Here is a 22,523-nt window from a genome sequence, read left to right as displayed (position 1 = left end):
CGTCAACGGGCGTGATCGGATTTGCCGAACAACCGCTTGTTTGACAGAAGCGGTCCGGTTAGCGTGAGGCGCATGCTGATGCGCGCCGCCGTGCTCACCGCCTTCCACGCCCCCATGGAGCTGCGCGAGGCCCAGATCGACGATCCGGGCCCCGGCGAGGTCCGCGTGCGGATCAAGGCGTCGGGCGTGTGCGGCTCCGACCTCAAGGCCATCGACGGCAAGAGCCCCGTCGTCAGCAGGCTCCCCTACATCCTCGGCCACGAGAGCGCGGGCGTGGTCGAGTCCGTGGGCGCCGGAGTCACGGCGCTCAAGCCCGGCGACCACGTCATCATCGCCATGAGCGGGCCCTGCGGCCGCTGCCGCCCCTGCGCCGCCGGCCGCTTCCACCTCTGCTCGGGCCCCGCCCGCCTGCCCACGATCATGGGCGGCCTGCCCAGGATCACCCTCGACGGCGAGGAGGTGCGCCGCTTCATCGGCATCGGCTCGTTCGCCGAGTACGCCGTCGTCCCCGAGCTCATGTGCGTGAAGATCGCCAAATCCCTGCCGTTCGACGTCATGTGCCTCCTGGCGTGCGGCGTCATCACCGGCGTCGGCGCGGTGCTGAACGTCGCCCAGGTGCCGGCCGGGGCCACCGTCCTCGTCGTGGGCTGCGGCGGCGTCGGGCTCAACGTCGTGCAGGGCGCGGTGCTGGCGGGCGCCACCACGATCATCGCCGCCGACGTGGCCGAGCAGAAGCTCAAGCAGGCCGAACGCTTCGGCGCCACCCACACCCTGCTGGTCTCGGACCTGCCCCGGCAGGTGAGCGAGCTGGTCAAGGGCGGCGTCGACTACGCCTTCGACGCGACCGGCGCCCCCGGCGTCCTCGCCCAGGCGTTCGCCTCGACCCAGCCCGGCGGCACGACCGTCATGGTCGGCAGCCCGCCCGCCAGCCACCCCATGGAGCTGGACACGGGCCTGCTGTTCGCCTCCCGCCGCCTCATGGGCACCCAGGGCGGCGACGCCGCCCCCCACCGCGACCTGCCCATGCTGGCAGGCCAGTACCTGCGGGGCCGCCTCGACCTGGCCGGCCTCATCTCGGAACGGCTGCCGCTCGACCGGATCAACGAGGCCGTCACCCACGTCCGCCAGGGCACCGTCGCGCGGACCGTCATCACGTTCTGACGGCGGGACGGCGCGGGACGCTGGACGCGCCGCCGGAGCTGGGTTATGCGGTGATGCATGACAGAAACCACGCACGCCCGCTTCGCCGTCTCCCTCCCCCAGCAGATCCCCGACGGCGACTTCGATCCCGCCGCCTTCCGCGCCTACCTGCGCCGCGCCGAGGAGCTGGGCTTCCACAGCGCCTGGGCCCGCGAGGGCACCCTCAGCCCCGTCCCCACGCTCGGCCCGATCGAGGTCATGACGTACGCCGCCGCCTGCACCGAGCGCCTGCGCCTGGGCTGCGCCGTCTTCGTCAGCGCCCTGCACCAGCCGCTGCACCTGGCCAAGAGCCTGGCCAGCCTCGACCAGCTCAGCGGGGGACGCCTGGAGGTCGGCGTCGGGCTCGGCTCGCGGGACCTGCTCGCCCCCTTCGGCGTTCCCGCCGAGGGCATCGTGTCGCGCTTCACCGAGGGCATCGAGCTGATGCAGGCGTGCTGGAGCGAGCCGAAGCTCTCCTTCCAGGGGCGGTTCTGGCAGGTCGAGGGCGCCATGGAGCCCAAGACGTACCAGAAGCCGTACCCGCCGCTGTGGATGGGCGGCCACCAGCCCGCCGCGATCAGGCGCGCGATCCGGTACGGCACCGGCTTCGTCGGTGCGGGCGCGGCCACCACGGCGGCGTTCGCCGAGCAGGTGCGCACGCTGCGGGCGGAGCTGGAGCGAGCCGAGCGCGACCCGGCGAGCTTCAAGGTCGCCAAGCGCGTCTACATCTCGGTGGGCGACCCCCGCCGCGTCGAGACGCCCCTGACCCGCATGTACGGCAGCGCCGACATGGCCGTCACCGGCCCGCCCGACGCGTGCGCCCAGGGGCTGGACGAGGTGCTGCGGGCCGGCGCGGACCTGGTGCTGCTGGACCCGATCTCGGATGAGGCCGCCCAGCTCGAACGCCTGGCCGGGGAGGTGCTGCCCGCACTATTCTAAGCTTCTTTCGAATGTTGGAGGAGAGCCGCGCATGTCCTACCCCGAGCCCCGTTACCTCGCCGAGCACGGCGAGCACAGCGGCACCTTCGCCCTGGCCGACCGCGCCCCCGACCTGACGATCGGCACCAACACGCAGGTCCACTACCTGGCCACCGGCGGCACCACCAACGGCGCCTACGGCCTCTACCGGTGGGAGATGGGCCCCAAGCCCGGCGGCCCCAGCCCGCACTTCCACCGCACCATGACCGAGTCGTTCTACGTGCTGTCCGGCACGATCAGGCTCTACAACGGCGACAAGTGGGCCGACGGCAGGCCGGGCGACTTCCTGTTCGTGCCCGAGGGCGGCGTGCACGCCTTCCGCAACGAGTCGGGCGAGCCGGCCACCATGCTCATCCTGTTCACCCCGGGAGCCCCGAGGGAGGCGTACTTCGAGGAGCTGGCCGCGATCGCCGAGAGCGGCCGGCAGCTCACCCCCGAGGAGTGGACCGACGTGTACCTGCGCCACGACCAGTACATGGTCTGATGTTCCCCGAGGAGCCGATCTACGCGCAGCTCGCCCGCGTCGGCAAGGCACTGGCCAGCCCCGTGCGGCTGCGCCTGCTCGACGTGCTCGACCAGCGCGAGCGCACGGTCGAGGAGCTGGCGCGGGCGGCCGGGATCCCGCTCAAGAACACCTCGGCCCAGCTCCAGCAGCTGCGCGCCGCGCACCTGGTGACCAGCAGGCGCGAGGGCACGCGCGTCTTCTACCGGCTGGCCGACGAGCGGGTCTCGCGGTTCCTCGGCGAGCTCCAGGCGTTCGCGGGCGGGCGGCTGGCCGAGCTGCGCGACGCCGTGCGCGCCCGGCTGGGCGGCCTCGAAGGGGTGACCGCCGAGGAGCTGGCCGCCCGGCTGGAGGATCCCGGCACGGTCGTGGTGGACGTGCGCCCGCCGGCCGACTACGCCGCCGGCCACGTGCCGGGCGCGATCTCGGTGCCCATGGAGGAGCTGCGGGGCCGGCTGGACGAGCTGCCCGTCGGCGCGGAGATCGTGGCGTACTGCGGCGGGCCGTACTGCGTGCTCTCCCCCGAGGCGGTGCGCCTGCTGCGCGCGCACGGCTACGACGCCCGGCCGCTCGACGGCGGCCTCCTCGGCTGGCGGCGCGCCGAAAAACCATTGGCACGCTGAGCGATCGTGCGCTTACCGTGAGCAATGGACCTCACGGAAGGAGGCACGGTGCACATCAGACGAGTCACCACGGCCGGCCTGCTCACGCTCCTGGCGCTGAGCGGCCTGGCCCCCGCCGGCGCCACGCAGGCGCAGGCCAGGCGCCTGTACGACTTCGGCGCCCAGGGCGTCATCATCTGGAGCGAGCCCCGCGCCGGGTCGGGCCGCAACGGGCTCGGCTTCGCCGGCCAGGGCTTCCATTCCGACCGGTCGGAGGAGCACGGGCTCTACCGCTGCGACAACTTCGAGAGCACGTTGTGGCACCACGGCACCAACGCGACCACCGGCATCGTCGGTTGGGTCCCCGCCTGCAACCTCGCCGACCCCGACTGACGGAGGCCCGCCGTGACCACCGCAAGGACGCCGCTGACCAGCCCCACCGTGACCGCCGCAAGGACCCCGCTGGTCAGCCCCGCCGTGTCCACCGCAAGGACGCCGCTGCTCGCCCTGTCCGTCGCCGCTCTCGTCCTCACCCTGTCCGCCCCGCTGCCCGCCCGGGCGGCCGGGCTCCCCCCGATCATCGTCCCCACCTACACCTGCGACTCCGTGCGCGGCGACCCGGGCCGCACGGTGCTGTTCGGCAACTGCTCGGCCTCGCTGGGCGCCGTCACCGACGGCGACTTCGCCGGCGAGGCGATCGGCGCCGCCCGCGACGTGTCCTTGCGCATCAAGTGCGCCGACGGCGGCACGGCGGCGGTGCCCGACGAGGTCGCGCTGCAGACCTGCACCCGGACCCGCTGACACCCGTACCGCGGGAGCGCGCCCCGCGATACATTCCCCGCCACGATGCTGGTCGCCTGGCTGGGCACGCGGCGCGGTGAGGTGAGCGTCAAGGCCGGCCGCGATGACCGGTCGGTGGAGCTGACCGCCAAGGGCGTCAAGGCCGCCGACGCGGCGGGGGCCAGGGACCTGGCCGAGCAGGTGGTCCGCCTGCCGGAGGAGCCGCCCCTACACTCCTGCCGTGACCGGCTCCTCCCGCCGCACCGCCGGCGGCTCGTCCTCCTCGTGCCCCTCCACCGACAGGTTGGGCAGGATCCGGTCCAGCCAGCGCGGGCACCACCAGTTGAGCCGCCCGAGCAGCACCATCGTGGCCGGCACCAGGAACCCGCGGATGATCGTCGCGTCCACCGCGATGGCCACCGCGAGCCCCACCCCGAACGTCTTGACCATGGCGTCCGGGTAGGCGATGAACGCCACGAACACCGCCACCATGATCAGCGCGGCCGAGGTGATGACCCGCCCGGTGGAGCCCAGCCCCTCGGCCACGGCCCTGGCGTTGTCGCCGTGCCGCAGGTACGACTGCCGCACCGCCGTCAGCAGGAACACCTCGTAGTCCATCGACAGCCCGAACAGCACCGCGAAGAGCATCAGCGGCACGTAGCTCTCGATCGGCACCGAGAAGAAGATGGTCTGCACGTACGAGGAGTTGACCGGCGGGTCCATGCCGACGAGCCCGCTGCCGAGCCCGATGGAGAAGGTCATCGCCAGCGCCCCGAACGCCGCGCCGAGCGAGACGAGGTTCATCACCGCCGCCTTGATCGCGACGATCGGCGCGCGGAAGGCCAGCAGCAGGAGCAGCGCGCTGAGCAGCACGACGACGCCGATGACGAGCGGGGTGCGCTCGTTCATGCGGTCGCCGGCGTCGGTCAGGCCGGCGACCTTGCCACCGACGTGCACCTCGACCCCGGGCAGGGAGATGGCCCGGACGTCCCTGACGACCTGGGCGGAGCGTTCGTCGCTGGGCGCGTACTCGGGGATGGCCTGGAGCAGCACCGAGCGGCCGGAGGTGTTGAGCTTGGGGTCGGCGACGTACTTGACGCCGTCCACGGCCTTCACCTCGCGGACGAGGTCGTCCACGATCGGGGCGTCGGCGTCGGGCACCTTGGCGGGCAGCTCGGCGACCACGATGAGTGGCCCGTTGAAGCCGGGGCCGAAGCCGGTGGCCATGAGCTCGTAGGCGCGCCGCGACTCCGAGCCCCGCGTGCCGTACCCCTCGTCGAGCGGCCCGAGCTGCAGCGCGAGGGCGGGGGCGGCGAGCGCGCCGAGGACGACGACGCTGCCGATCAGGGTGCGCCAGGGGCGGCGGGCCACCCACGCGCCGAGCCCCGCCCAGCCGGAGCCGGCGGCGTGGGAGCCGCCGGCGCCGCGCAGGAGCGGGACCTTCAGGGAGTTGATGCGGTGGCCGAGCAGGCCGAGCAGGGCGGGGACGAGCGTGACGGAGGTGAGCACGGCGGCCACGACGGAGATGCCGGTGACCCAGCCGAGCGTGGCCAGCAGCGGGAACCCGGCCAGCAGCAGCGCGCTCAACGCGATGATGACGGTGCCGCCGGCGAAGACGACGGCCCCGCCGGAGCTGGCCACGGTCCGGCGTACGGACTCGGCGACCGGCACCCCTTCGGCGAGCAGGCGGCGGTGGCGGGACAGCAGGAACAGGGCGTAGTCGATGCCGACGCCGAGCCCGATCATCGTGGCCATGATGCCGGCCTGCTTGGGCATGTCCACGACCCAGCCGAGCAGGCCGATGACGCCGAGGCCGGAGGCGACGCTGATCAGCGCGGCGAAGATGGGGACGGTGGCGGCGACGAGCGTGCCGAACGCGAACACGAGCACCAGCAGCGCGCAGACGATGCCGATGATCTCGCTCGGGCCTGTCTTGATCTCCTTGTCGGCCGGGGTCGAGCTGTCGGCCGGCACCACTTCGAGGCCGGCCTCGCGCGCCGGGTCCGCGGCTTTCGACAGGTCCTGGGTGGTCTGGGCGATCTTGTCGCTGTCGTTGCCCTCCAGGCGGATCGTGATGAGGCCGATCTGCAGGTTGGAGGAGATGCCGCCGGCGCGGAACGGGGTCTCGACCTTGGTGACGTGCGGCATGGTCCGCAGCTCGTCCATGGCCCGCTCCACCGCCCGCTTGCGGGCGTCCTCGATGAGCGGCCCGTCGGCGGAGTAGAGGAGGAGCTGCACGGTGCCGCCGCCGGCGTAACCGGGGCCGAAGCCCTCTTTCATGAGGTCGTGGGCGCGCTGGGCGTCGGTGCCGGGGATGCTGGCGTCGCTGTTCGTGGGGCTGGGGAAGGCGAGGCTGCTCCCCATCAGGGCGCCTGCGGCGATCACCCAGGTGATCAGTACGATCCAACCGTGGCGCGCGCACCAGCCGCCCAGCCGTCCCAGTAACCGCGTCATCGCTCAGCCCCCACCTCGACGGCCGTCCTGTACGGTCGTACAGGACCTACGATAAGACGGGAGTTGTCCGGAAGGCTCGCTCCCGCAGGGAAATGAGACGATGACCACATCATCCGACGACACCCGCACCCGCATCCTCGCCGCCGCCAGGGAGCTGTTCGCCGAGCGCGGCTACGCCGCGACCTCCCTGTCCGACATCGCCGCCGCCGTCGGGCTCACCAAGACCGCGGTCGCCTACCACTTCCATCCGAAGGACCGGCTGGCGCTGGAGCTGCTGTCGCCGGTGGCGGGCGACATGCTGGCGCTGCTCGACGCCCCCTACGCGAGCCGGGCCGCGTTCGTCGAGGCGCTGGTGGAGTTCGCGGTGCGCTACCGGTCGGTGATCCGGCTGTTCATGGAGGACCTGGCCGCCGACGACGCCACGACCACCCCCGGGTCCGAACGGGACCAGATCGCCACGTTCCGCGACACGATCTACGCCAAGCTCGTCGGCGACGACCCGGGCCCCGAGATCCGGCTCAAGAGCTGGGCGCTGCTCGGGGCGCTCCAGTGGGGGGCGGTCAAGACGGCGGACCTGCCCGAGGAGCAGGTCCGCGACGTGCTGCTGGAGATCGCGAAGGCGTTCTGAAGGCCCGGGATCTCGCGTCCGGCAAGGCCGTTCCAGAGGCCCGGGATCTCGCGTCCGGCGCGATCGAAAGGCGCTCTAAAGCCCCAGGATCTCGCGTTCGGCGTGGTCGAGCGCGAGGCGCACCGCGCCGATGGCCACGCCTTCGTCCCCGAACGTCGAGGCCACCACCTCCGGCGCGCTCACGCACAGCTCGGCCAGGTGCCGGCGCAGCGGTTCGAGCAGCACGGCGCCGGCGCGCGCGTAGCCCCCGCCGAGCACCAGCAGGTCGGGGTCGATGGCCAGGACGAGGGCCGAGGCGCCGATGGCCAGGTTCTCGGCGTAGCGGTCCACCCGGCGCACCGCGTCGCGATCTCCCCCCAGCGCCGCCTCGAACACCTCCGCCGCCGAGGCGTCCTTGACCAGCTCGCGGGCCGCGTCCTCCCAGCCGACCTGGCGCAGCGTGCCGATCTCGCCCGCCGCCCCGGTGCGCCCGGGATGCAGCCGGCCGCCGATCAGGATGCCGGCGCCCGCGCGGTGGCCGATCAGGACGTACACGACGTCGGCGGCGTGCTGGGCGCTGCCGCGCCAGTGCTCGGCGAGCGCGGCGAGGTTGGCGTCGTTGGCGGCCAGCGCCGTGCAGCCGAACCAGCGGCCGGCCAGCCCCGCGAGGTCCACGCCCGTCCAGCCGGGCAGGGTGATCGACAGGGACACGCGGCCGGTCCTGTCCACGATGCCGGAGGTGCCCGCGGCCACCGTCCAGACCCGCCGGTGCGCCACGCCCGCGCCGTCCACGCACTTCAGGGCCGTACGCTCGGCGGTCTCCAGCCGCTCGTGGGCCGCGGCGTCGCCGGAGATCTCGGCCCGCTCCCAGGCGATCACCTCGCCGTTGAGGTCGGCCAGGGCCGCCACGATGGCGTCGCCGCCGACCTCCACGCCGACCACGTAGCCGGCGTCCGCCCGGAAGCCGAACCGCCGCGCCGGCCGCCCCATCACGCCCTCGTCGGGCGGCACCTCCCGGACGTAGCCGCGCTCGCCCAGCTCGTCGAGCACCGCCTCGACCGTCTGCCTGGACAGCCCGGTGACGCGCCCGAGCTGGGTCAGGGTGGCCACGCCGGCCCGGCGCAGCGCGCTGAGCGTGACCTTGGTGTTCACCTTGCGCAGCAGCGACGCGTCACCCGGCCGGAGCTCGGTCACTTATGAGACCCTTTCCCAAAACTTCCCTATTGACGACTACCAGCCCGGATCCTAGCATCGGCCGACATACGTGAATTGGTTACATAAGTGGAGGGGCTCGGTATGGTGGCGCTCGCCGTCGTCGGAGCGGGATCGCGCGGGACCTCCTACACCCGCCACGCCATCGCCGCCGGCCGGGCCACGGTGGTCGCGGTGGCCGATCCCCTGGACAGCCGCCGCGACCGGTTCCCCGGCGCCGTGCCGTACGCGGACTGGCGGGAGCTGGCCGCGCTGCCCCGGCAGGCCGACGCGGTCGTCATCGCCACCCAGGACCGGGACCATGTCGAGCCCGCCGTGCGCTTCGCCGAGCTGGGCTACGACATCCTGCTGGAGAAGCCGATGGCGGTCTCCGAGGACGACTGCCGGGCGATCGTGGCGGCGGCCGAGCGGTCGGGCGTCGTGTTCGCGGTGTGCCACGTGCTGCGCTACACCCCGTACACGCGGGCACTGAAAGCCCTGATCGACGCGGGCCGGATCGGGGAGATCGTCAGCATCCAGCACCTGGAGCCGGTCGGGTGGTGGCACCACGCCCACTCCTACGTGCGGGGCAACTGGCGGCGGGCCGACGAGTCCACGTTCATGCTGCTCGCCAAGTCCTGCCATGACCTCGACTGGCTCGTGCACCTGACCGGCAGGCAGGTCGCGCGCGTGTCCTCGTTCGGCGGGCTGCACCACTTCCGGCCGGAGAACCGGCCGGCGGGCGCCGCGGACCGCTGCCTGGACTGTTCCGTCGAGCCGGACTGCCCGTACTCGGCCCGGCGCATCTACCTGCCGCTCGCCGGCGAGCACGCATGGCCGCTGTCGGTGCTCACCGACGACGTCTCCGAGGCGGGGGTGCTGGAGGCGCTGCGCACCGGCCCGTACGGCAGGTGCGTCTACGCCTGCGACAACGACGTGGTCGACCACCAGGTGGTGAACCTGGAGTTCGAGGGCGGCACGACCGCGTCGTTCACCATGACCGGGTTCACGCCCGCGCAGCACAGGCAGACCCGGATCTTCGGCACCCGCGGCTCCATCGACGGCGACGGCGACCGCCTGACCGTCCACGACTTCGTCACCGGCCGCTCCTCCGTCGTCGAGACCCGCCCGAGCGGGGACGGCACGGCCAGGGGCGGGCACGGGGGCGGTGACGAAGCGCTGGTGGAGGCGTTCCTGACGGCGGTGGCCACGCGGGACCGCACCCCGATCCTCTCCTCGCCGGCCGAGAGCCTGCACAGCCACCTCATCGCCTGGGCCGCCGAGCGGTCCCGGCTGAGCGGCGAGACCGTTTCTCTGAAAGAAGGAACCCCCCGATGAAAGCCCTGCACGTCACCGCCGCCGCGCTGGCGCTCGGCGCGGGCCTGGCCGCCTGCGGATCGTCGCCGTCCCCTCAAGCGCCCGCCCAGGAGCGCGGGCCGATCACGTTCCTCGGTGGCAAGTTCGAGGCCGAGTCGGTGCAGAAGATCGTCGACGCCTGGAACGCCGCCCACCCGCAGGAGAAGGCGAGCGTCGTCCTGCTGCCGGAGAGCGCCGACGAGCAGCGCCGCAAGCTCATCCAGAACGCGCAGACGAAGTCCGACGCCGGTGACGTCATGCTCATCGACGCCGTGTGGACCAGCGAGTTCGCCGCGAACCGGTGGGTGGAGGAGCTCAAGCTGGACACCACCGGCTTCCTGCCCACCACCATCGAGACGGCGAAATATCGCGACAAGTTGTACGCGATGCCGGTCTTCACCGGCACCGGCCTGCTCTACTACCGCACCGACCTGGCCGAGCAGCCGCCCAAGACGTGGGCCGAGATGAAGCAGATCTGCGACGAGGTCCTGCCCAAGCAGAAGGGCATGAGCTGCTACGGCGGCCAGTTCGACAAGTACGAGGGCCTGACCGTGAACTTCTCCGAGGCCGTCGCCTCCGCCGGCGGCGAGCTCCTCGACGCCTCCGGGCAGCCCCAGCTCACCAGCGAAGCGGCGAAGCAGGCCGCCCAATTCCTGGCCGACGCCTTCAAGAGCGGGATGATCCCCAAGGAGGCGATCACGTACAAGGAGGAAGAGGGACGGGTCGCCTTCCAGGAGGGCAAGCTGCTCTTCTACCGCAACTGGGCCTACGGCTACGAGGCCGCGCAGAAGACCGACGGCTCCAGCAAGGTGGCGGGCAAGTTCGACGTCGCCCCGATCCCCGGGCTGAACGGCCCCGGCGCGGGCACCCTCGGCGGCAACAACCTGGCCGTCTCCGCCTTCTCCAAGCACAAGCAGACGGCGCGCGACTTCGTCGCGTTCATGACGAGTGCCGAGCAGATCAAGGCGTTCGCGCGGACCAGCTCCATGCCCGTGCCGCGCGCCGCGATCTACGACGATCCGGAAATGATCAAGAAGTACCCGTACCTGCCCGCACTCAAGGAGGGCATCCTCGCCGCCAAGCCCCGCCCCAAGGCCGTCCGGTACGGCGACGTGACCGCCGCCGTCCAGGAGTCCGCGTACGCCATCATCACCGGCGCCAAGCCGGTCGACCAGGGCCTGTCGGAGCTCCAGACCACGCTCGGGCCTTTGCTCAAGTGAAGGCCCGATCGTCGGGACGACTGGCCGCCGCCATGCTGTCCCCCACCCTGCTCGTGCTCGCCCTCGTCGTCTTCTACCCCCTGGTCGCCGCCGTGCGGGAGTCGTTCTACGAGAGCGGGCAGCGCCTCGACGCCGACGGGTTCGTGGTCGAGGGCGAATGGTTCGCCGGGCTGGCCAACTACGCCGGCGTCGCGCAGGAGCGCTTCATCAACGCCGCCCTCAACACCACCCTGTTCACCGTCGTCACCGTCTCCCTGGAGGTCGTGCTCGGCATGGCCATGGCGCTGGTGATGCGGCGCGCGTTCCGCGGGCGCGCGTTCCTGCGGGCCAGCATCCTCGTCCCGTGGGCCGTGCCGACCGCCGTCGCCGGCCTCATGTGGAAGTGGATCTTCCAGGCGGACGGCGTCGCCAACGCGCTGCTCGGCACCCAGATCCTCTGGACCGCCGACGGCCCCTGGGCCAAGCTCGCCGTCATCGTCGCCGACACCTGGAAGACCGCGCCGTTCGTCGGGCTGCTCGTCCTGGCCGGGCTGCAGATCATCCCCGCCGAGGTGTACGAGGCGGCGCGGGTGGACGGCGCCACCCCCTGGCAGACGTTCCGGCGGGTCACGCTGCCGCTGGTCAAGCCCGCGCTGCTGGTGGCCGTGCTGTTCCGGCTCATGGACGCGCTGCGGGTCTTCGACCTACCGTACGTGCTGGTCGGGCCGCGCAAGCAGTCGGTGGAGACCCTGTCCGGGCTCATCTGGGACGAGGCCACCCGCGTCCACTACGGGCCCGCCTCCGCCTACGGGACGGCCCTGTTCGTCTACATCGCGGTGATCGCGTTCGTGTTCGTGAAGCTGCTCGGGGCCGACCTGCTGAGTGACGTCCGGGAACGGCGGCTCAGCGGGCGGCGTGAAGGGAATGCACGTGTGGCGTAGGGCGGGAACGATCGGCATCGCGCTGTACTGCCTCGTGCCGTTCTACTGGATGGTGGTGTCGAGCTTCCGCCGCACCGCCGACATCCACGACACCACACCGCTGCCGAGCCCGTGGTCGCTGGAGAGCTACGAGGCGGTGTTCGCCGCCGACATGGGGTTCGGGCGGTCGCTGCTCAACAGCCTCGTCGTGGCCGGCGTCACCACCGCCGTGACGCTGCTGGTCGGGACGCTGGCCGCGTACGCGCTGGCCCGGCTGTCCTTCCGCGGCAAGAACGTCGTGCTCGCCCTGGTCATCGCCGTGTCGATGTTCCCCGGGGCGCTGCTCATCGTGCCGCTGCTCAAGCTGTTCACCGCGATCGGGTGGATCAACACGTACCAGGCGATGATCGTCCCGTCGATGTCGTTCGCGCTGCCGCTGACGATCTGGAACCTGACGGCGTTCTTCCGTCAGCTCCCGTACGAGCTGGAGCAGGCCGCGATGATCGACGGCTGCACCCCGTTCGCCGCCTTCCGGCGGGTCATGCTGCCGCTGGCCGCGCCGGGCGTCTTCACCACGGCGATCCTGGCGTTCATCGCGACCTGGAACGAGTTCATCATCGCGGTCACCATGGTCAACGACCAGGCGCGGCAGACGGCGACCGTACGGATCGCGCAGTTCACCGGGGCGGCCAAGTTCGACACCCCCTTCGGGACGCAGATGGCGGCCGGCGTGCTGGTCACGCTGCCGCTCGTGCTGCTCGTGCTGTTCTTCCAGCGGCGGATCGTGGCGGGGCTGACGGCGGGTGCGCTGAAGTAGCCCCCGCCGGAGGCCCGGCACCGGAATACTGGAGGGTCAGACCGCACCCCAGAGAGGGGGCCCGCGCTTGCGCACGTGGTTCGAGCCCGAGGAGACGGCACCGTACGAGGCGGCCAAGGCCATCCTGACCAGGCGCTGCCTCGCCTGGGCCGACGCGCACGGCCGCCCCGCCGACGGCCCGCTGGTCGCCGCCGCCCTCGACGCCCGCCACCACAGCCGCGACGGCCGCCTCGCCTACTGGGACGAGCCGCAGATCCGCCGCTACCTCCTGGCGTGGGTGCCGAAATACGTCGTCACCCCCAGGGACATCCTGGAGATCGCGCCCGAGATCCTGCGCACGTTCCTGCACTACCTCGCCGCCACCGGCCTGCGCGACCCGCGCGGCGCCACGCCCGCGCAGGCCGACGACGCCATCACCCGCACCCTGCCCGACTTCCGCAACGCCCTCGACGACCCCCACCTGCAAGGGCCGGCCACGTTCTGGGCGCAGACGGCGCTCGACCACGGCAGCGACCTCACCGGCCCGGGCGCGCTGCGCGACTTCGAGCTCGACCTCGACGCCGGCCGCATCCGCTACGACCGCGACCTGCTCGACCGCCTCCTGGAGGCCCGCCACACCCGCACCGACCTCGACCTCGAGGAGGAGCGCGCCTTCCCCCAACCGCCCATCGCCCTGCCCGCTCCGGACGACCTCGCCGGCGCCGCCGCACGCAGCGTCACCGTGCGCCGCCTCACCACCCTCGCCACCTGGGCGGGCGAGCTGGGCCGCCCCCTCACCCGCTCCGGCCACCTCACGCTCGCCGACGCCCGCGAGCTGTCCGCCCTGCTCGGCACCGGCGAGGCGGAGCTTCAGGTCCGCAGCTCCGCCGACCTGCCCCGGCTCCGCCTCCTGCTGGCCTGGGCCCGGCGGCTCGGCCTGGTCCGCGTCACCAAGGGCCGCCTCCTCCAGGCGCGCTCCGCCACGCTCCCGCACGACCCGGCCGCGCTGTGGGCCCGCGCCTTCGACGTCCTGCCCGAGCTCGGCGCCGAGATCAGCATGAGCGGCCGGGCCGGGGTCCTCGGCCGCTGCTTCGCCGACGTCCTGCCCGACGTGCTCGCCACCCTGTACGGCATGGACGACGTGCCCGTGGCCCGCCTGGAGGAGACCGTCTGGCCGGCCTGTCAGGAGCACGTGTCCATGGACGCGACGTCCGAGCGGACGAAGGACCTGTGGCGCCGCCGCACCGCCCTCGACCTGGAACGCGCCTTCGACGTCCTGGCCGACCTGGGTGCCGTCGACCTCACCCGCGGCCCCGCCGACGACCGCTACGCGAGCGACCTCGACGACGGGGCACTGCCTCCGGAGGCGGTCGAACGCCTGCGCGAGCGCCTCGCCTCCCCCGACCTCCTCCTCGCCCGCCTCACCCCCCTCGCCCTGCGGTCCGTCCGCGACCGCCTGCTGCGGGAGGGCCGCGACGCCCCGCTGATCGGCGAGCTGGCCACCGCACCCCCGGCGGAGCTCCTCGGCGTCCTCACCCAGCACTACCCGCCCCGCGCGGCCGCCGTCGAGCTGAACGCCTGGCTCTCCCACCCAGGCCAGGACCTCGAAGCGCTGCTTCGGGCCGCCCGCGACTGCCCGTTCCGCACCCGCGCCGCCGCCATGCTCGCCGTGCTCGCGCAGGCCCTGCCCGAGGGCCAGGCCCTCGTCCGCGACCTCCGCCACGACCCCGTCCTCGCCCCCACCGCCCTGACCCTCCTCGTGGACGCGGGCGAGATCGACCCGGCGGCACTGGACCGGCGCGAGCACCTGCTGCTGGCCGCGGAGAACTTCCTCTCACTCCTGGAGCTCGGCGGTCCCGCGGTGGTCATCGAGCAGCTACGGTCGATGGCCGGGCACGACGCCCACGACCTCGCGACGGCGCTCCTCGACTCCGGACACCACGACCTGGCCGGGCTGGAGGAGCTGCGCGAGCTGGTGGCCGGGCCCTTACGCGCCTCCCGCGACCGGCCCCTGCGCCTCATCCCCGGCACGGGCCGCGGCACCCGCCCCCTCCGCAGAAGACGCCGCCCATGACCCCTCTGGAGGGAACTCACAACAGGCCGAGATCACGCAGACTCTCGGCAGACTCCACGATCGACGTCTCGGCATCACGCGGACGCCATCCCATCCCCCGCGCCCGATCGTTGTGGATGACCGGCCGCGGCGGCTCCTCCCCCGGCGCCTCCTCAGTGGGGACGCGCGCCCCCAAGGAGCCGAGCCGCCGCCGCAGAACCTCGGCCACCTCCAGGAAGCTCCACGCGGGCCCGTCGCCCACGGCCAGGAACCGCCGGCCCGCCGCCTCGGGCGCCGCCATGACGCGCAGGTGCAGCTCCGCCACGTCCCGGACGTCGACGATCCCGAACCGCTGCCGCGGCACCACGCTCATCACCCCGCCGATCATCGCCTTGACGAGCTGCATCGAGCTGCGCAGCTCGGTCGTCAGCGTCGGCCCCAGGATGAACGTCGGATTGACCACGACCAGCTCGGTGCCACCGCCCTCACGCCGCATCAGGTCCCAGGCGGCCCGCTCCGCGATCGCCTTGGAGCGCGGGTACGGCGCCAGCCCCGGCGTATCCGGATCCGTCCAGTCGTCCTCGGTGTACTCGGCGCCCGGCTTCGGCGTGTACCCGACCGCCGCGAAGGACGACGTGAGCACCACACGCCGGGCCCCGGCGTCGCGGGCGGCACGCAGCACCCGCAGCGTGCCCTCACGGGCGGGCACGATCAGCTCGTCCGGATCCTCCGGCTGGACGGCCGGGATGGGCGAGGCCACGTGATACACCTCCGCACACCCGTCCACCGCGGCCGGCCAGCCGTCGTCGCTCATCAGGTCCGCCGCCACCACCTCCAGCCCCGCGTCATCGGCACCGCCACGACGCACCGCCGCCCGCAGATCGTCCTCCCGATCCTTGGAACGCACGGTGACCCGCACCGGCCTGCCCTCCCGCAGCAAGGCGGCGGCCAGATGCGTTCCCAGATACCCGGACCCACCCGTGACCAGAACCGGCCTCATCACAACGCCTCCAATGCCGAGACCGCCTCCATGACCCGCTGCCACGCCTCCGCCTCCGCGGCGGCGTCACCCCGGTCGCGGGCGTCCCACACCGCCGCCTTCTCCCGCAGGTAGGCCAGCCTCGTCCGCTGCGCCGCGATCTCGGCCTCGACCCGCCGCGCGTGCCGCAACAACAGGTCCCGCTGCTCGGCCGCCGCCTCCCGGCCACGCGCCCGGTTCGCCTGGTACGTCCGCATGTCCTCGATGCTCACGCCGACCGCCCGCAGGCACGCCAGAATCTCGACCTCGCTGACGTCCTCCTCCCGGTAACGGCGATGACCACTGCGCTCGTCCCGCGGGATCGGACCGATCAGCCCCACGTCCTCGTAGTACCGCAGCGTCGGCTCACTCAGCCCGCTGCGCCGGGACACATCCTGAATGGTGAAGGTGCTCACGCACGTCAGAACACCACACTTCAAGCGCTTGACGTCAAACCCCCACAACCGCCCGCTCCACGCCCCCCGCCCCTCCACCAGCACACCGCCTTCGGACGGCGCACCACCCCGAACGGCGCAAACCGTCTCCGACGGCGCAGCGGCCCGGCGACGGAGCACGGGCGGCGGCGCAGCGCGGGCGGCCGCCCGAAGGCGAGGCGCCGCAGCCCGCGGCGCAGTGCGACCAGCAGCCTCGCAGCGCGAGCGGCGGCGGGAGCGTGGCGGTTCGCGGCCGAGGCGGCCCCCGCAGGGCAGCGCCTCGGCGGTGGAGCGGGCGGGGGAACGGCGGGTGGTGGGGTTACTTGGCGAGGGCGTGGCGGAGGGCGGTGGCGAGTTCGGTGATCTGGCGTTGGGAGATCTCCGCCGACACGATCGCCTGCGACCCGTGGAACGTCCCCGGCCACTGGTGCAGCTCGACCGACACCCCCGCCTGGAGCAGGCGCAGGGCGTATTCGATGGCCTCGTCCCTGAGCGGGTCGAACTCGGCGGTGGCGATGTAGGCCGGCGGCAGTCCCGACAGGTCCTCGGCACGGGCGGGCGCGGCGTACGGGGTGACGGGCTGGGAGCCCATGTAGTGCCGCCACGCGGTGGCGAACTTGTCGCGCGTCATCCAGGGCGTGTCGGTGAAGTTCCGTGCCGACCAGGTCTGCTGCCGGTCGTCGAGGCCGGGCTGGTGGAGGAGCTGGAAGCAGATCGGCGGGCCCTGCTCGTCGCGGGCGCGCAGCGTCATGGCGGCCGCGAGGTTGGCGCCGGCGCTGTGGCCGCCGACGGCGATGCGGCCGGGGTCGACGCCGAGTTCGGCGGCGTGCTCGCTGACCCAGGTGAGCACGGTGTAGGCGTCGTCGAAGGCGGCGGGGAAGGGGTACTCGGGCGCGAGGCGGTAGCCGACGGAGATCACGGTGGCGCCGGACAGCTCGGCGGCCCGGCTGGCCCACGGGTGCTCGGTGTCGAGGTTGCCCATGACCCAGCCGCCGCCGTGCATCCAGACGATGGCTCCTTGTGCCTGGAGGGGGCGGTAGACGCGGACCGGCACGTCGGGGTCGCCGGGGATCAGGCGGTCCTCGATCACCATGTCGGGGCTGTCGGCGGGCGGTACCGCGCTGGCGAGTGCGGCGAGGCCGTCGCGGGCGGCGGCGGGGTCGCTCAGGTCGGCCGCGGGGAAGAGCGGAATGAAGGCTTCGAGTTCGGGATTCATGTCGCCCATCCTGCTGATCGCCATGTTTCCCATCATCCGCCATCTGTCGGGCGTACGCCCCGGTTCGCGCGCCGATCGGCGCATATGCTCGTTGTCATGGAGGCGTTGGCGTTACGGCTGTCGCAGCTGGATCAGCTGGCCGAGGGCGCGATCCGGGTCGTCATGTTCTACGACACGCTGATGCGGCGGCGGGTGGACCTGCCGGGGCTGGCCCGCGCTTCGGCGGTGCTGGCCGAGTGCGTGGCCGGCGTCCGGCTGCACGGCACGGGCCAGGTGATCCGCATGGCGCCGGGCGGTACGCGGGCGCCGGACCCGGCGCTGCCGGCGTCCACGGCGACGGCGATCACGCTGGACGACGAGGAGATCGGCACGGCGTGGCTGGAGCGTCCTGGCCCGCCGAGCCCGCTCGACGAGCTGCTGCTCGACCGGCTGGCCATCGCGGCCGCCGCCGTCGTCGAGCGGTACGGCCCGGCCCGCACCACCATGGCCGATCCCGCGCTCGTCGAGCTGGCGATCAGCGCCGAGGCCGACGAGGCGGCGCGGGCGCGGGCGCTGCGGCTGCTGGGTTTCGCGGCGGGGCTGCCCGTACGGGTCGTCGCCGTCCGCTCGCAGCCACCTCTCGACCAGGCAGGCACCACACACCCACAGCCGCCCCTCGACCAGGCAGGCGCCACACGCTCGCGGCTGCCGCTCGACCAGGTCGGCGCCCTGATCTGCCCGGCCCGGCCGGTGAAGGCGGCGCCGCTCGGCGACACGGGCGTCATCCTGGCCACCACCGTCGACCAGTCCGCCTTCCCGGCGGGCGTGCACGCCGGCGTCGGCCCGGCGGGCAGCCCGCACCTGTCGTGGCGGCAGGCCCGCACCGCGCTGCGCTTCACGACCCCGCGCGAGCCCGTCGTCCGTTACGACGACCTGGGCGCGCTGGCCCTCCTGGCCGAGATCCCGCAGGACGTCGCCCAGGACAACGCCGACGTGGCGGCCATCGCCCGCATGGCCGGCAGCCCCGAGGACCTGGAGACGCTGGACGTCTACTGCGCCACCGGCTCCCTGCGCCGCGCCGCCGACCTCCTCCACCTGCACCACAGCAGCGTCGCCCGCCGCCTGGAGCAGATCGGCAGGACGCTCGGCATCGAGCTCACCGAGCCCACCGGCCTGACCCGGATCAGGCTCGCCCTGACGGCGTGGCGGCTCCTCCAGGCGTGACCGTTCGGGTCTTCGGCGAGCCGGCCGCTCAGAGGGCGCCCAGCGCGCGCTTGGCCACGACCGCGCGCATGCCGGGCACGACCTCGGCCGCCTCCGCCGCCACGATGTCGTCGCCGCTCACCAGGACGGGCGGGACGCCGGCGTGGGCGGCGAGTGCGGCGTCCACGCCGCCGTGCAGCCCGGCCATCATCCCGTACGGCTTGGGCGTGCCGCGCAGCAGCTCGGCGCGCCGGTCCAGCCGCTCGGGCAGGAGGTTGCGGAAGTGGGCGTGCGCCTCGGTGACCAGCACCTGGGCGCGGGGCTCGAAGGCGTGGACGCCGCGGACGGCCGCGTTGGTCTCCGCCGTGAGCGCACCGGGATCCCACCTCTCCAGAAACCCTGCGCCCCGGCTCAGGCGGGAGCGAGCTCGATGACCACCTTGCCGAACGGCGAGCCCTCGCGGTAGTACCGGTAGGCCGCGTGCGGGTCGGTGAAGGTGCGGTCGATCACGGGCCGCAGCTCGTGGGCGGCGACGGCGGCGCACAGGCTCTCCAGCTCGGCCCGGTTGCCGACGAAGACGCGGCGCAGCGTGGCCAGGCTGGAGGCGTACGCCTCGTTGGTGATCTCCAGGCGGTCGCTCGTGGCGTCGCGGGTGATGAGGACGGCCACCTCGCCGTAGAGCGCGGCGGCCCGTACGGACTGGTCGATGGTGGCCGGGCCGGCCGTGTCCACGACCAGGTCGGCGCCCTGCCCGCCGGTCAGCTCGCGCACCCGGCGGCCCCAGTCGGGGGTGGCCGGGTAGTCGATCACGTGGTCGGCGCCGAGTGCCTTGAGCCGGTCGGCGTGGTCCATGCGGGAGGTCGTGACGATCACCCGGCAGCCGAGGAGCCGGGCGAGCTGCACGGCGAACAGCGACACCCCGCCCGTGCCGAGCGTCACCACCGTCGCGCCGGGCAGCAGCTTCTGCCCGCCGGTCAGCGAGACCCAGGCGGTCAGCGCCGCGCACGGCAGGGTGGCCGCCTCGGCCCAGCTCAGGTGCTCCGGCACGGCCACCGCCGCCTGCTCGCCGAGCAGCGCGTACTCGGTCAGCATGCCGTCCAGGGTGCAGCCGGGCTGGTCGATCAGGTCGGCGCGGAGGCGGCCGTCGTGCCAGCGCGGCCAGTACGACCCCATCACCCGGTCCCCGACGCCGAACCTCGTCACCCCCGGCCCGGCCGCGACCACCTCTCCGGCGCCGTCGCTCAGCGGGATCACGCCCGGCCGGGCGGGCAGGGGGTAGGTGCCGTCCAGGATGAGCAGGTCGCGCTTGTTGAGCGCGGCCGCGTGCACCCGCACCAGGATCTCCCCCGGGCCCGGCTCCGGCACCGGCTCGTCCTTGAGCGCGATCTCAGGGCGTTCCACTCGATATGTACGCATGCGGCGATCCTCCAGAGGGGCCCGTGTTCCCGGCAATTCCCCCCGGGGAATGGCCGGGGAGCCGGGCCTAGGCCACCGCCTTGACGGCCGGGGCCTGCTCGCGCGTGACGCGGCGGCGCCGGGCCGGCATCCCGTACGTCGGGTTGGTGACGCCCCAGGCGGCACTCTTGCAGATGAGCTCCTTGTAGACGGCCGCCAGCCGGCCGGTCAGGGCCGCCGGGACGGCGCGGTCGTCGGCGGTGACGTACTGGATCAGGCCCTGCTTGCGGCCCAGCGAGATGCACTGGTTGAAGTAGCCGGGCGCACCCTGCGGCAGCTTCCCGCCGGTCAGCCGGGCCACGATCGCGTCGGCGGCGCGCTGGGCGGTCGGGATGCCCGAGGCGCACGACATCCGCAGCGGCTTGCCGCCCCGGCCCATCGCGAGGGCCGCGTCGCCGATGGCGTACACGTCGGGGTGCGAGACCGAGCGCATGGTCTCGTCGACCACGATCTGGCCGCTGGCGCCGAGCCGCAGGTCCGTCGCCTGCGCGATGGGGTGGACGGCGAAGCCGGTCGTCCACACGGTGACGGCGGCCGGGATCGCCGTGCCGCCGGCGACGGTGATCCGGTCGGGCTCGACGGCGGTCACCTCGGTGCGCTCGTGCACGGTGATGCCGAGGTCGCGCACGACCTTCCGCAGGTGCGCGCGGCCCTTCGGGGCGAGCCAGTCGCCGAGGTCGCCGCGGGCGACGAGGGCGACGTCGAGGTCGGGGCGGGCTTCGGCGATCTCGGTCGCGGCCTCCACGCCGGTGAGCCCGCCGCCGACGACGACCACGGGCTGCCCGGCGCCGAGGCCGGCCAGGCGCTCGCGCAGGCGCAGCGCGCCGGGGCGGCCGGCGATCTCGTACGCGTGCTCGGCGGTGCCGGGGACGCCCTGGGTGTTCCAGGCGCTGCCGAGGGCGTAGACGAGCGTGTCGTAGGCGAGCTCGGCGGCGGGGCCGCCGGGCCGGCTCGGGTCGGTCACGGTGACCGTCTTGCGCTCGACATCCACGCCGGTGACCTTGCCGAGCTTGAGCTCCACCCCGGTGCCCGCGAACATCTCGCTGAACGGCCGGGCCTTGAGGTCCTGGCCGGCCGCGACCTGGTGCATGCGGACCCGCTCGACGAAGTCGGGCTCGGCGTTGACGAGGGTGATGGCGACGTCCTCGGGGTGGAGCCGGCGGGCGAGACGGCCGGCGGCGAACGCACCGGTGTACCCGGCGCCGAGGACGACGATGCGGTGCTGCATTTCCGTGCTCCTGTCTTGCGGGGTGTTGTGCCCTTTGAACCGGGCAGCTCGCCGATTCCTGACAGGATCAGAATGTGAAGCGCGTCACATCTCTCGCATAGCTGTCACAACGCCGTCAGCAGCGGTTCCCCGTGGTCGCCCGCCGCCCACTGCGCGGTCGCGCGGGCCAGCTTGTCGGGGTTGACCTGGTTGCGGAAGGCGGCGATGCCGTCGGCGGTGATCTCCAGGCACATGATGGCGACGACCCGGCCGTCCACCACGCCCACCACGGCGGGCTCGCCGTTGGCGGTCGTGAAGTAGATCTCCGGCCGGCCGCCGACCATGGCCCGCTTGGCCTCCGCCGGCTTGAACAGGCCGCGCAGGAACGTCGCGACCGCGAGCGGCCCCTCGAACGGCTTGACCCGGGCCGGGATCTTCCCGCCGCCGTCGCCGACCGAGATGACGTCGGCGGTGAGCAGGCGTACGAGCGGCTCGGTGCGGCCACTGGTGGCGGCGGCCAGGAACTCCTCGACGATGCGCCGCGCGGTGGCCTCGTCGATCTCGGTGCGGGCCTTGCCGTCGGCCACGTGCTTCTTCGCGCGGTGGAAGAGCTGCTGGCTGGCGGCCTCGGTGATGTCGAGGATCTCGGCGATCTCCCGGTGCGGGTAGTCGAACGCCTCGCGCAGCACGTAGACCGCCCGCTCGTTCGGGGACAGGCGCTCCATGAGGGTGAGGACCGCGTACGAGACCGACTCGCGCTGCTCGGCGGTGTCGGCGGGGCCGAGCATCGGGTCGCCCTCCAGCAGCGGCTCGGGCAGCCAGCGGCCCACGTACGTCTCGCGGCGCGCCCGCGCGGAGGTGAGCTGGTTGAGGCACAGGTTCGTCAGCACCTTGGTCAGCCACGCCTCGGGCACCTCGACGCGATCGAGGTCGGCGGCCTGCCAGCGCAGGAACGTCTCCTGCACCGCGTCCTCGGCCTCCGAGGCCGAGCCGAGCAGGCGGTAGGCGATGGCCTCCAGCCGCGGCTTGAAGGCCACGAACCGGTCGACGTCGTTCACGGTCAAGGACATGGCCCCGATCCTAAGCGGCCCGGTTCGTCCGCGTCCGTGGGGGCTGCCCCGGCGAAAAAGCCCGCGTCCGCGGGGGCCCGCCCCGGTGCAGCTCGCCGTCCGCGTGGGCGGGGCCTACCTTCGTGCGGACGTCCTCGGGCCGCCCCCTCGGACGGTGCGGGAGCGGTGGCCGACGTGCGCGCTCTCCCGCTCCGCCTCGTACGCGCGCCGGCGGCGCTTGCGGCGGGCCAGGAGCCAGCCGGCGGCCAGGGCGGCCAGGCCGAGCGGGGTGCCGGCCAGGCGGCGGGCCACCAGGACCTTGAACAGCTTCTTCATGGGGACGCC

Annotated in this window: 23 protein-coding genes; 13 read left to right on the top strand and 10 right to left on the bottom strand. The window is 73.2% G+C overall.

Features of this window, described 5'->3' with window-relative positions; genetic code table 11:
- The first annotated feature begins 72 nt into the window (after positions 1-72).
- The 6 genes from HCN51_RS34050 to HCN51_RS34025 are packed head-to-tail and all read left to right on the top strand — an operon-like array spanning position 73 to position 4,062.
- Positions 73-1,161 carry an alcohol dehydrogenase catalytic domain-containing protein gene (locus tag HCN51_RS34050; protein ID WP_168015243.1) on the top strand — a complete coding sequence of 363 codons (1,089 nt, stop codon included), beginning with the start codon at positions 73-75 and terminating at the stop codon, positions 1,159-1,161.
- A gap of 57 nt (positions 1,162-1,218) precedes the next feature.
- Entirely contained in the window at positions 1,219-2,118 is a 900-nt protein-coding gene (locus tag HCN51_RS34045; protein WP_168015241.1) for an LLM class flavin-dependent oxidoreductase, read from the top strand.
- Positions 2,119-2,149: 31 nt separating this feature from the next.
- Positions 2,150-2,641 (top strand): cupin domain-containing protein, encoded by a 492-nt coding sequence (locus HCN51_RS34040; protein WP_080042211.1) that lies wholly within the window; start codon positions 2,150-2,152, stop codon positions 2,639-2,641.
- Positions 2,641-3,282 carry an ArsR/SmtB family transcription factor gene (locus HCN51_RS34035; protein ID WP_168015239.1) on the top strand — a complete coding sequence of 214 codons (642 nt, stop codon included), beginning with the start codon at positions 2,641-2,643 and terminating at the stop codon, positions 3,280-3,282. Before HCN51_RS34040 ends, HCN51_RS34035 begins: the two co-directional genes overlap by 1 nt.
- Positions 3,283-3,330: 48 nt before the next feature.
- A complete protein-coding gene (locus HCN51_RS34030; protein WP_168015237.1) occupies positions 3,331-3,654 on the top strand; it encodes a hypothetical protein in 324 nt (107 codons plus the stop codon).
- 12 nt (positions 3,655-3,666) lie between these two features.
- Positions 3,667-4,062 carry a hypothetical protein gene (locus HCN51_RS34025; protein WP_168015235.1) on the top strand — a complete coding sequence of 132 codons (396 nt, stop codon included), beginning with the start codon at positions 3,667-3,669 and terminating at the stop codon, positions 4,060-4,062.
- A gap of 207 nt (positions 4,063-4,269) precedes the next feature.
- On the opposite strand, the gene HCN51_RS34020 is transcribed toward HCN51_RS34025, so the two are convergent.
- Positions 4,270-6,495: an MMPL family transporter gene (locus HCN51_RS34020; protein WP_168015232.1), complete on the bottom strand. Its 2,226-nt coding sequence runs from the start codon at positions 6,493-6,495 to the stop codon at positions 4,270-4,272.
- A gap of 100 nt (positions 6,496-6,595) precedes the next feature.
- Between HCN51_RS34020 and HCN51_RS34015 the strand changes: the two genes are divergently transcribed.
- Positions 6,596-7,123 (top strand): TetR/AcrR family transcriptional regulator, encoded by a 528-nt coding sequence (locus HCN51_RS34015; protein ID WP_168015230.1) that lies wholly within the window; start codon positions 6,596-6,598, stop codon positions 7,121-7,123.
- 75 nt (positions 7,124-7,198) lie between these two features.
- Here HCN51_RS34015 and HCN51_RS34010 read toward each other — a convergent pair whose 3' ends face one another.
- On the bottom strand, positions 7,199-8,296 hold the full coding sequence (locus tag HCN51_RS34010; protein ID WP_168015228.1) for an ROK family protein: 1,098 nt from the start codon (positions 8,294-8,296) through the stop codon (positions 7,199-7,201).
- Between the two features lie 102 nt (positions 8,297-8,398).
- On the opposite strand from HCN51_RS34010, the gene HCN51_RS34005 reads away from it, so the two are divergent.
- The 5 genes from HCN51_RS34005 (at position 8,399) to HCN51_RS33985 (ending at position 14,638) form a co-directional block, all read left to right on the top strand.
- Positions 8,399-9,631: a Gfo/Idh/MocA family protein gene (locus HCN51_RS34005; RefSeq protein WP_168015226.1), complete on the top strand. Its 1,233-nt coding sequence runs from the start codon at positions 8,399-8,401 to the stop codon at positions 9,629-9,631.
- Complete coding sequence (locus HCN51_RS34000) at positions 9,628-10,869, top strand: ABC transporter substrate-binding protein (protein ID WP_168015224.1); 1,242 nt, start codon at positions 9,628-9,630, stop codon at positions 10,867-10,869. The genes HCN51_RS34005 and HCN51_RS34000 overlap by 4 nt, the downstream gene beginning before the upstream one ends.
- A complete protein-coding gene (locus HCN51_RS33995; RefSeq protein WP_346433885.1) occupies positions 10,866-11,789 on the top strand; it encodes a carbohydrate ABC transporter permease in 924 nt (307 codons plus the stop codon). The genes HCN51_RS34000 and HCN51_RS33995 overlap by 4 nt, the downstream gene beginning before the upstream one ends.
- Entirely contained in the window at positions 11,779-12,585 is an 807-nt protein-coding gene (locus HCN51_RS33990; RefSeq protein ID WP_206068204.1) for an ABC transporter permease subunit, read from the top strand. The genes HCN51_RS33995 and HCN51_RS33990 overlap by 11 nt, the downstream gene beginning before the upstream one ends.
- Before the next feature lie 67 nt (positions 12,586-12,652).
- Positions 12,653-14,638, top strand: a complete 1,986-nt coding sequence (locus HCN51_RS33985) for a hypothetical protein (RefSeq protein WP_168015220.1) — start codon at positions 12,653-12,655, stop codon at positions 14,636-14,638.
- Positions 14,639-14,654: 16 nt separating this feature from the next.
- Here the strand turns inward: HCN51_RS33985 and HCN51_RS33980 are convergent, their stop codons facing one another.
- The 3 genes from HCN51_RS33980 to HCN51_RS33970 form a co-directional block, all read right to left on the bottom strand.
- Entirely contained in the window at positions 14,655-15,617 is a 963-nt protein-coding gene (locus HCN51_RS33980; protein WP_168015218.1) for an NAD-dependent epimerase/dehydratase family protein, read from the bottom strand.
- Positions 15,617-16,051: a MerR family transcriptional regulator gene (locus HCN51_RS33975; protein ID WP_168015216.1), complete on the bottom strand. Its 435-nt coding sequence runs from the start codon at positions 16,049-16,051 to the stop codon at positions 15,617-15,619. Before HCN51_RS33975 ends, HCN51_RS33980 begins: the two co-directional genes overlap by 1 nt.
- A 337-nt stretch (positions 16,052-16,388) precedes the next feature.
- A complete protein-coding gene (locus tag HCN51_RS33970) occupies positions 16,389-17,309 on the bottom strand; it encodes an alpha/beta hydrolase (RefSeq protein WP_240973526.1) in 921 nt (306 codons plus the stop codon).
- 72 nt (positions 17,310-17,381) lie between these two features.
- On the opposite strand from HCN51_RS33970, the gene HCN51_RS33965 reads away from it, so the two are divergent.
- Positions 17,382-18,488: a helix-turn-helix domain-containing protein gene (locus HCN51_RS33965; RefSeq protein ID WP_168015214.1), complete on the top strand. Its 1,107-nt coding sequence runs from the start codon at positions 17,382-17,384 to the stop codon at positions 18,486-18,488.
- 28 nt (positions 18,489-18,516) lie between these two features.
- Here HCN51_RS33965 and HCN51_RS33960 read toward each other — a convergent pair whose 3' ends face one another.
- The 5 genes from HCN51_RS33960 to HCN51_RS33940 form a co-directional block, all read right to left on the bottom strand.
- Positions 18,517-18,861, bottom strand: a complete 345-nt coding sequence (locus HCN51_RS33960; protein ID WP_240973534.1) for a M55 family metallopeptidase — start codon at positions 18,859-18,861, stop codon at positions 18,517-18,519.
- Positions 18,862-18,878: 17 nt separating this feature from the next.
- Positions 18,879-19,883, bottom strand: coding sequence for a zinc-dependent alcohol dehydrogenase family protein (locus tag HCN51_RS33955; RefSeq protein WP_168015212.1), 1,005 nt, complete (start codon positions 19,881-19,883; stop codon positions 18,879-18,881).
- 67 nt (positions 19,884-19,950) lie between these two features.
- Positions 19,951-21,150, bottom strand: coding sequence for an NAD(P)/FAD-dependent oxidoreductase (locus HCN51_RS33950; RefSeq protein ID WP_168015210.1), 1,200 nt, complete (start codon positions 21,148-21,150; stop codon positions 19,951-19,953).
- Between the two features lie 104 nt (positions 21,151-21,254).
- Complete coding sequence (locus tag HCN51_RS33945) at positions 21,255-22,199, bottom strand: RNA polymerase sigma-70 factor (protein WP_168015208.1); 945 nt, start codon at positions 22,197-22,199, stop codon at positions 21,255-21,257.
- Between the two features lie 114 nt (positions 22,200-22,313).
- Positions 22,314-22,514 (bottom strand): DUF6203 family protein, encoded by a 201-nt coding sequence (locus tag HCN51_RS33940; RefSeq protein WP_168015206.1) that lies wholly within the window; start codon positions 22,512-22,514, stop codon positions 22,314-22,316.
- Positions 22,515-22,523: the final 9 nt, after the last annotated feature.

Origin of the sequence: Nonomuraea composti, from assembly GCF_012034275.1 — a bacterium.
GTDB classification, from domain to species: Bacteria; Actinomycetota; Actinomycetes; order Streptosporangiales; family Streptosporangiaceae; genus Nonomuraea; species Nonomuraea composti.
Note: the sequence above shows the minus strand (reverse complement) of the source record. Positions and strands in the feature narration are given on the sequence as shown.

Excerpts from the sequence above, each read along its gene's own strand:
- HCN51_RS34040 (WP_080042211.1), top strand. The coding sequence starts at position 2,150 with ATGTCCTACCCCGAGCCCCGTTACCTCGCCGAGCACGGCGAGCACAGC.
- HCN51_RS33940 (WP_168015206.1), bottom strand. The coding sequence starts at position 22,514 with ATGAAGAAGCTGTTCAAGGTCCTGGTGGCCCGCCGCCTGGCCGGCACC.
- HCN51_RS33965 (WP_168015214.1), top strand. The coding sequence starts at position 17,382 with ATGGAGGCGTTGGCGTTACGGCTGTCGCAGCTGGATCAGCTGGCCGAG.
- HCN51_RS33950 (WP_168015210.1), bottom strand. The coding sequence starts at position 21,150 with ATGCAGCACCGCATCGTCGTCCTCGGCGCCGGGTACACCGGTGCGTTC.
- HCN51_RS34045 (WP_168015241.1), top strand. The coding sequence starts at position 1,219 with ATGACAGAAACCACGCACGCCCGCTTCGCCGTCTCCCTCCCCCAGCAG.
- HCN51_RS33980 (WP_168015218.1), bottom strand. The coding sequence starts at position 15,617 with ATGAGGCCGGTTCTGGTCACGGGTGGGTCCGGGTATCTGGGAACGCAT.
- HCN51_RS33945 (WP_168015208.1), bottom strand. The coding sequence starts at position 22,199 with ATGTCCTTGACCGTGAACGACGTCGACCGGTTCGTGGCCTTCAAGCCG.
- HCN51_RS34005 (WP_168015226.1), top strand. The coding sequence starts at position 8,399 with ATGGTGGCGCTCGCCGTCGTCGGAGCGGGATCGCGCGGGACCTCCTAC.
- HCN51_RS33955 (WP_168015212.1), bottom strand. The coding sequence starts at position 19,883 with ATGCGTACATATCGAGTGGAACGCCCTGAGATCGCGCTCAAGGACGAG.
- HCN51_RS34050 (WP_168015243.1), top strand. The coding sequence starts at position 73 with ATGCTGATGCGCGCCGCCGTGCTCACCGCCTTCCACGCCCCCATGGAG.
- HCN51_RS34015 (WP_168015230.1), top strand. The coding sequence starts at position 6,596 with ATGACCACATCATCCGACGACACCCGCACCCGCATCCTCGCCGCCGCC.
- HCN51_RS34020 (WP_168015232.1), bottom strand. The coding sequence starts at position 6,495 with ATGACGCGGTTACTGGGACGGCTGGGCGGCTGGTGCGCGCGCCACGGT.
- HCN51_RS34035 (WP_168015239.1), top strand. The coding sequence starts at position 2,641 with ATGTTCCCCGAGGAGCCGATCTACGCGCAGCTCGCCCGCGTCGGCAAG.
- HCN51_RS33970 (WP_240973526.1), bottom strand. The coding sequence starts at position 17,309 with ATGGCGATCAGCAGGATGGGCGACATGAATCCCGAACTCGAAGCCTTC.
- HCN51_RS34000 (WP_168015224.1), top strand. The coding sequence starts at position 9,628 with ATGAAAGCCCTGCACGTCACCGCCGCCGCGCTGGCGCTCGGCGCGGGC.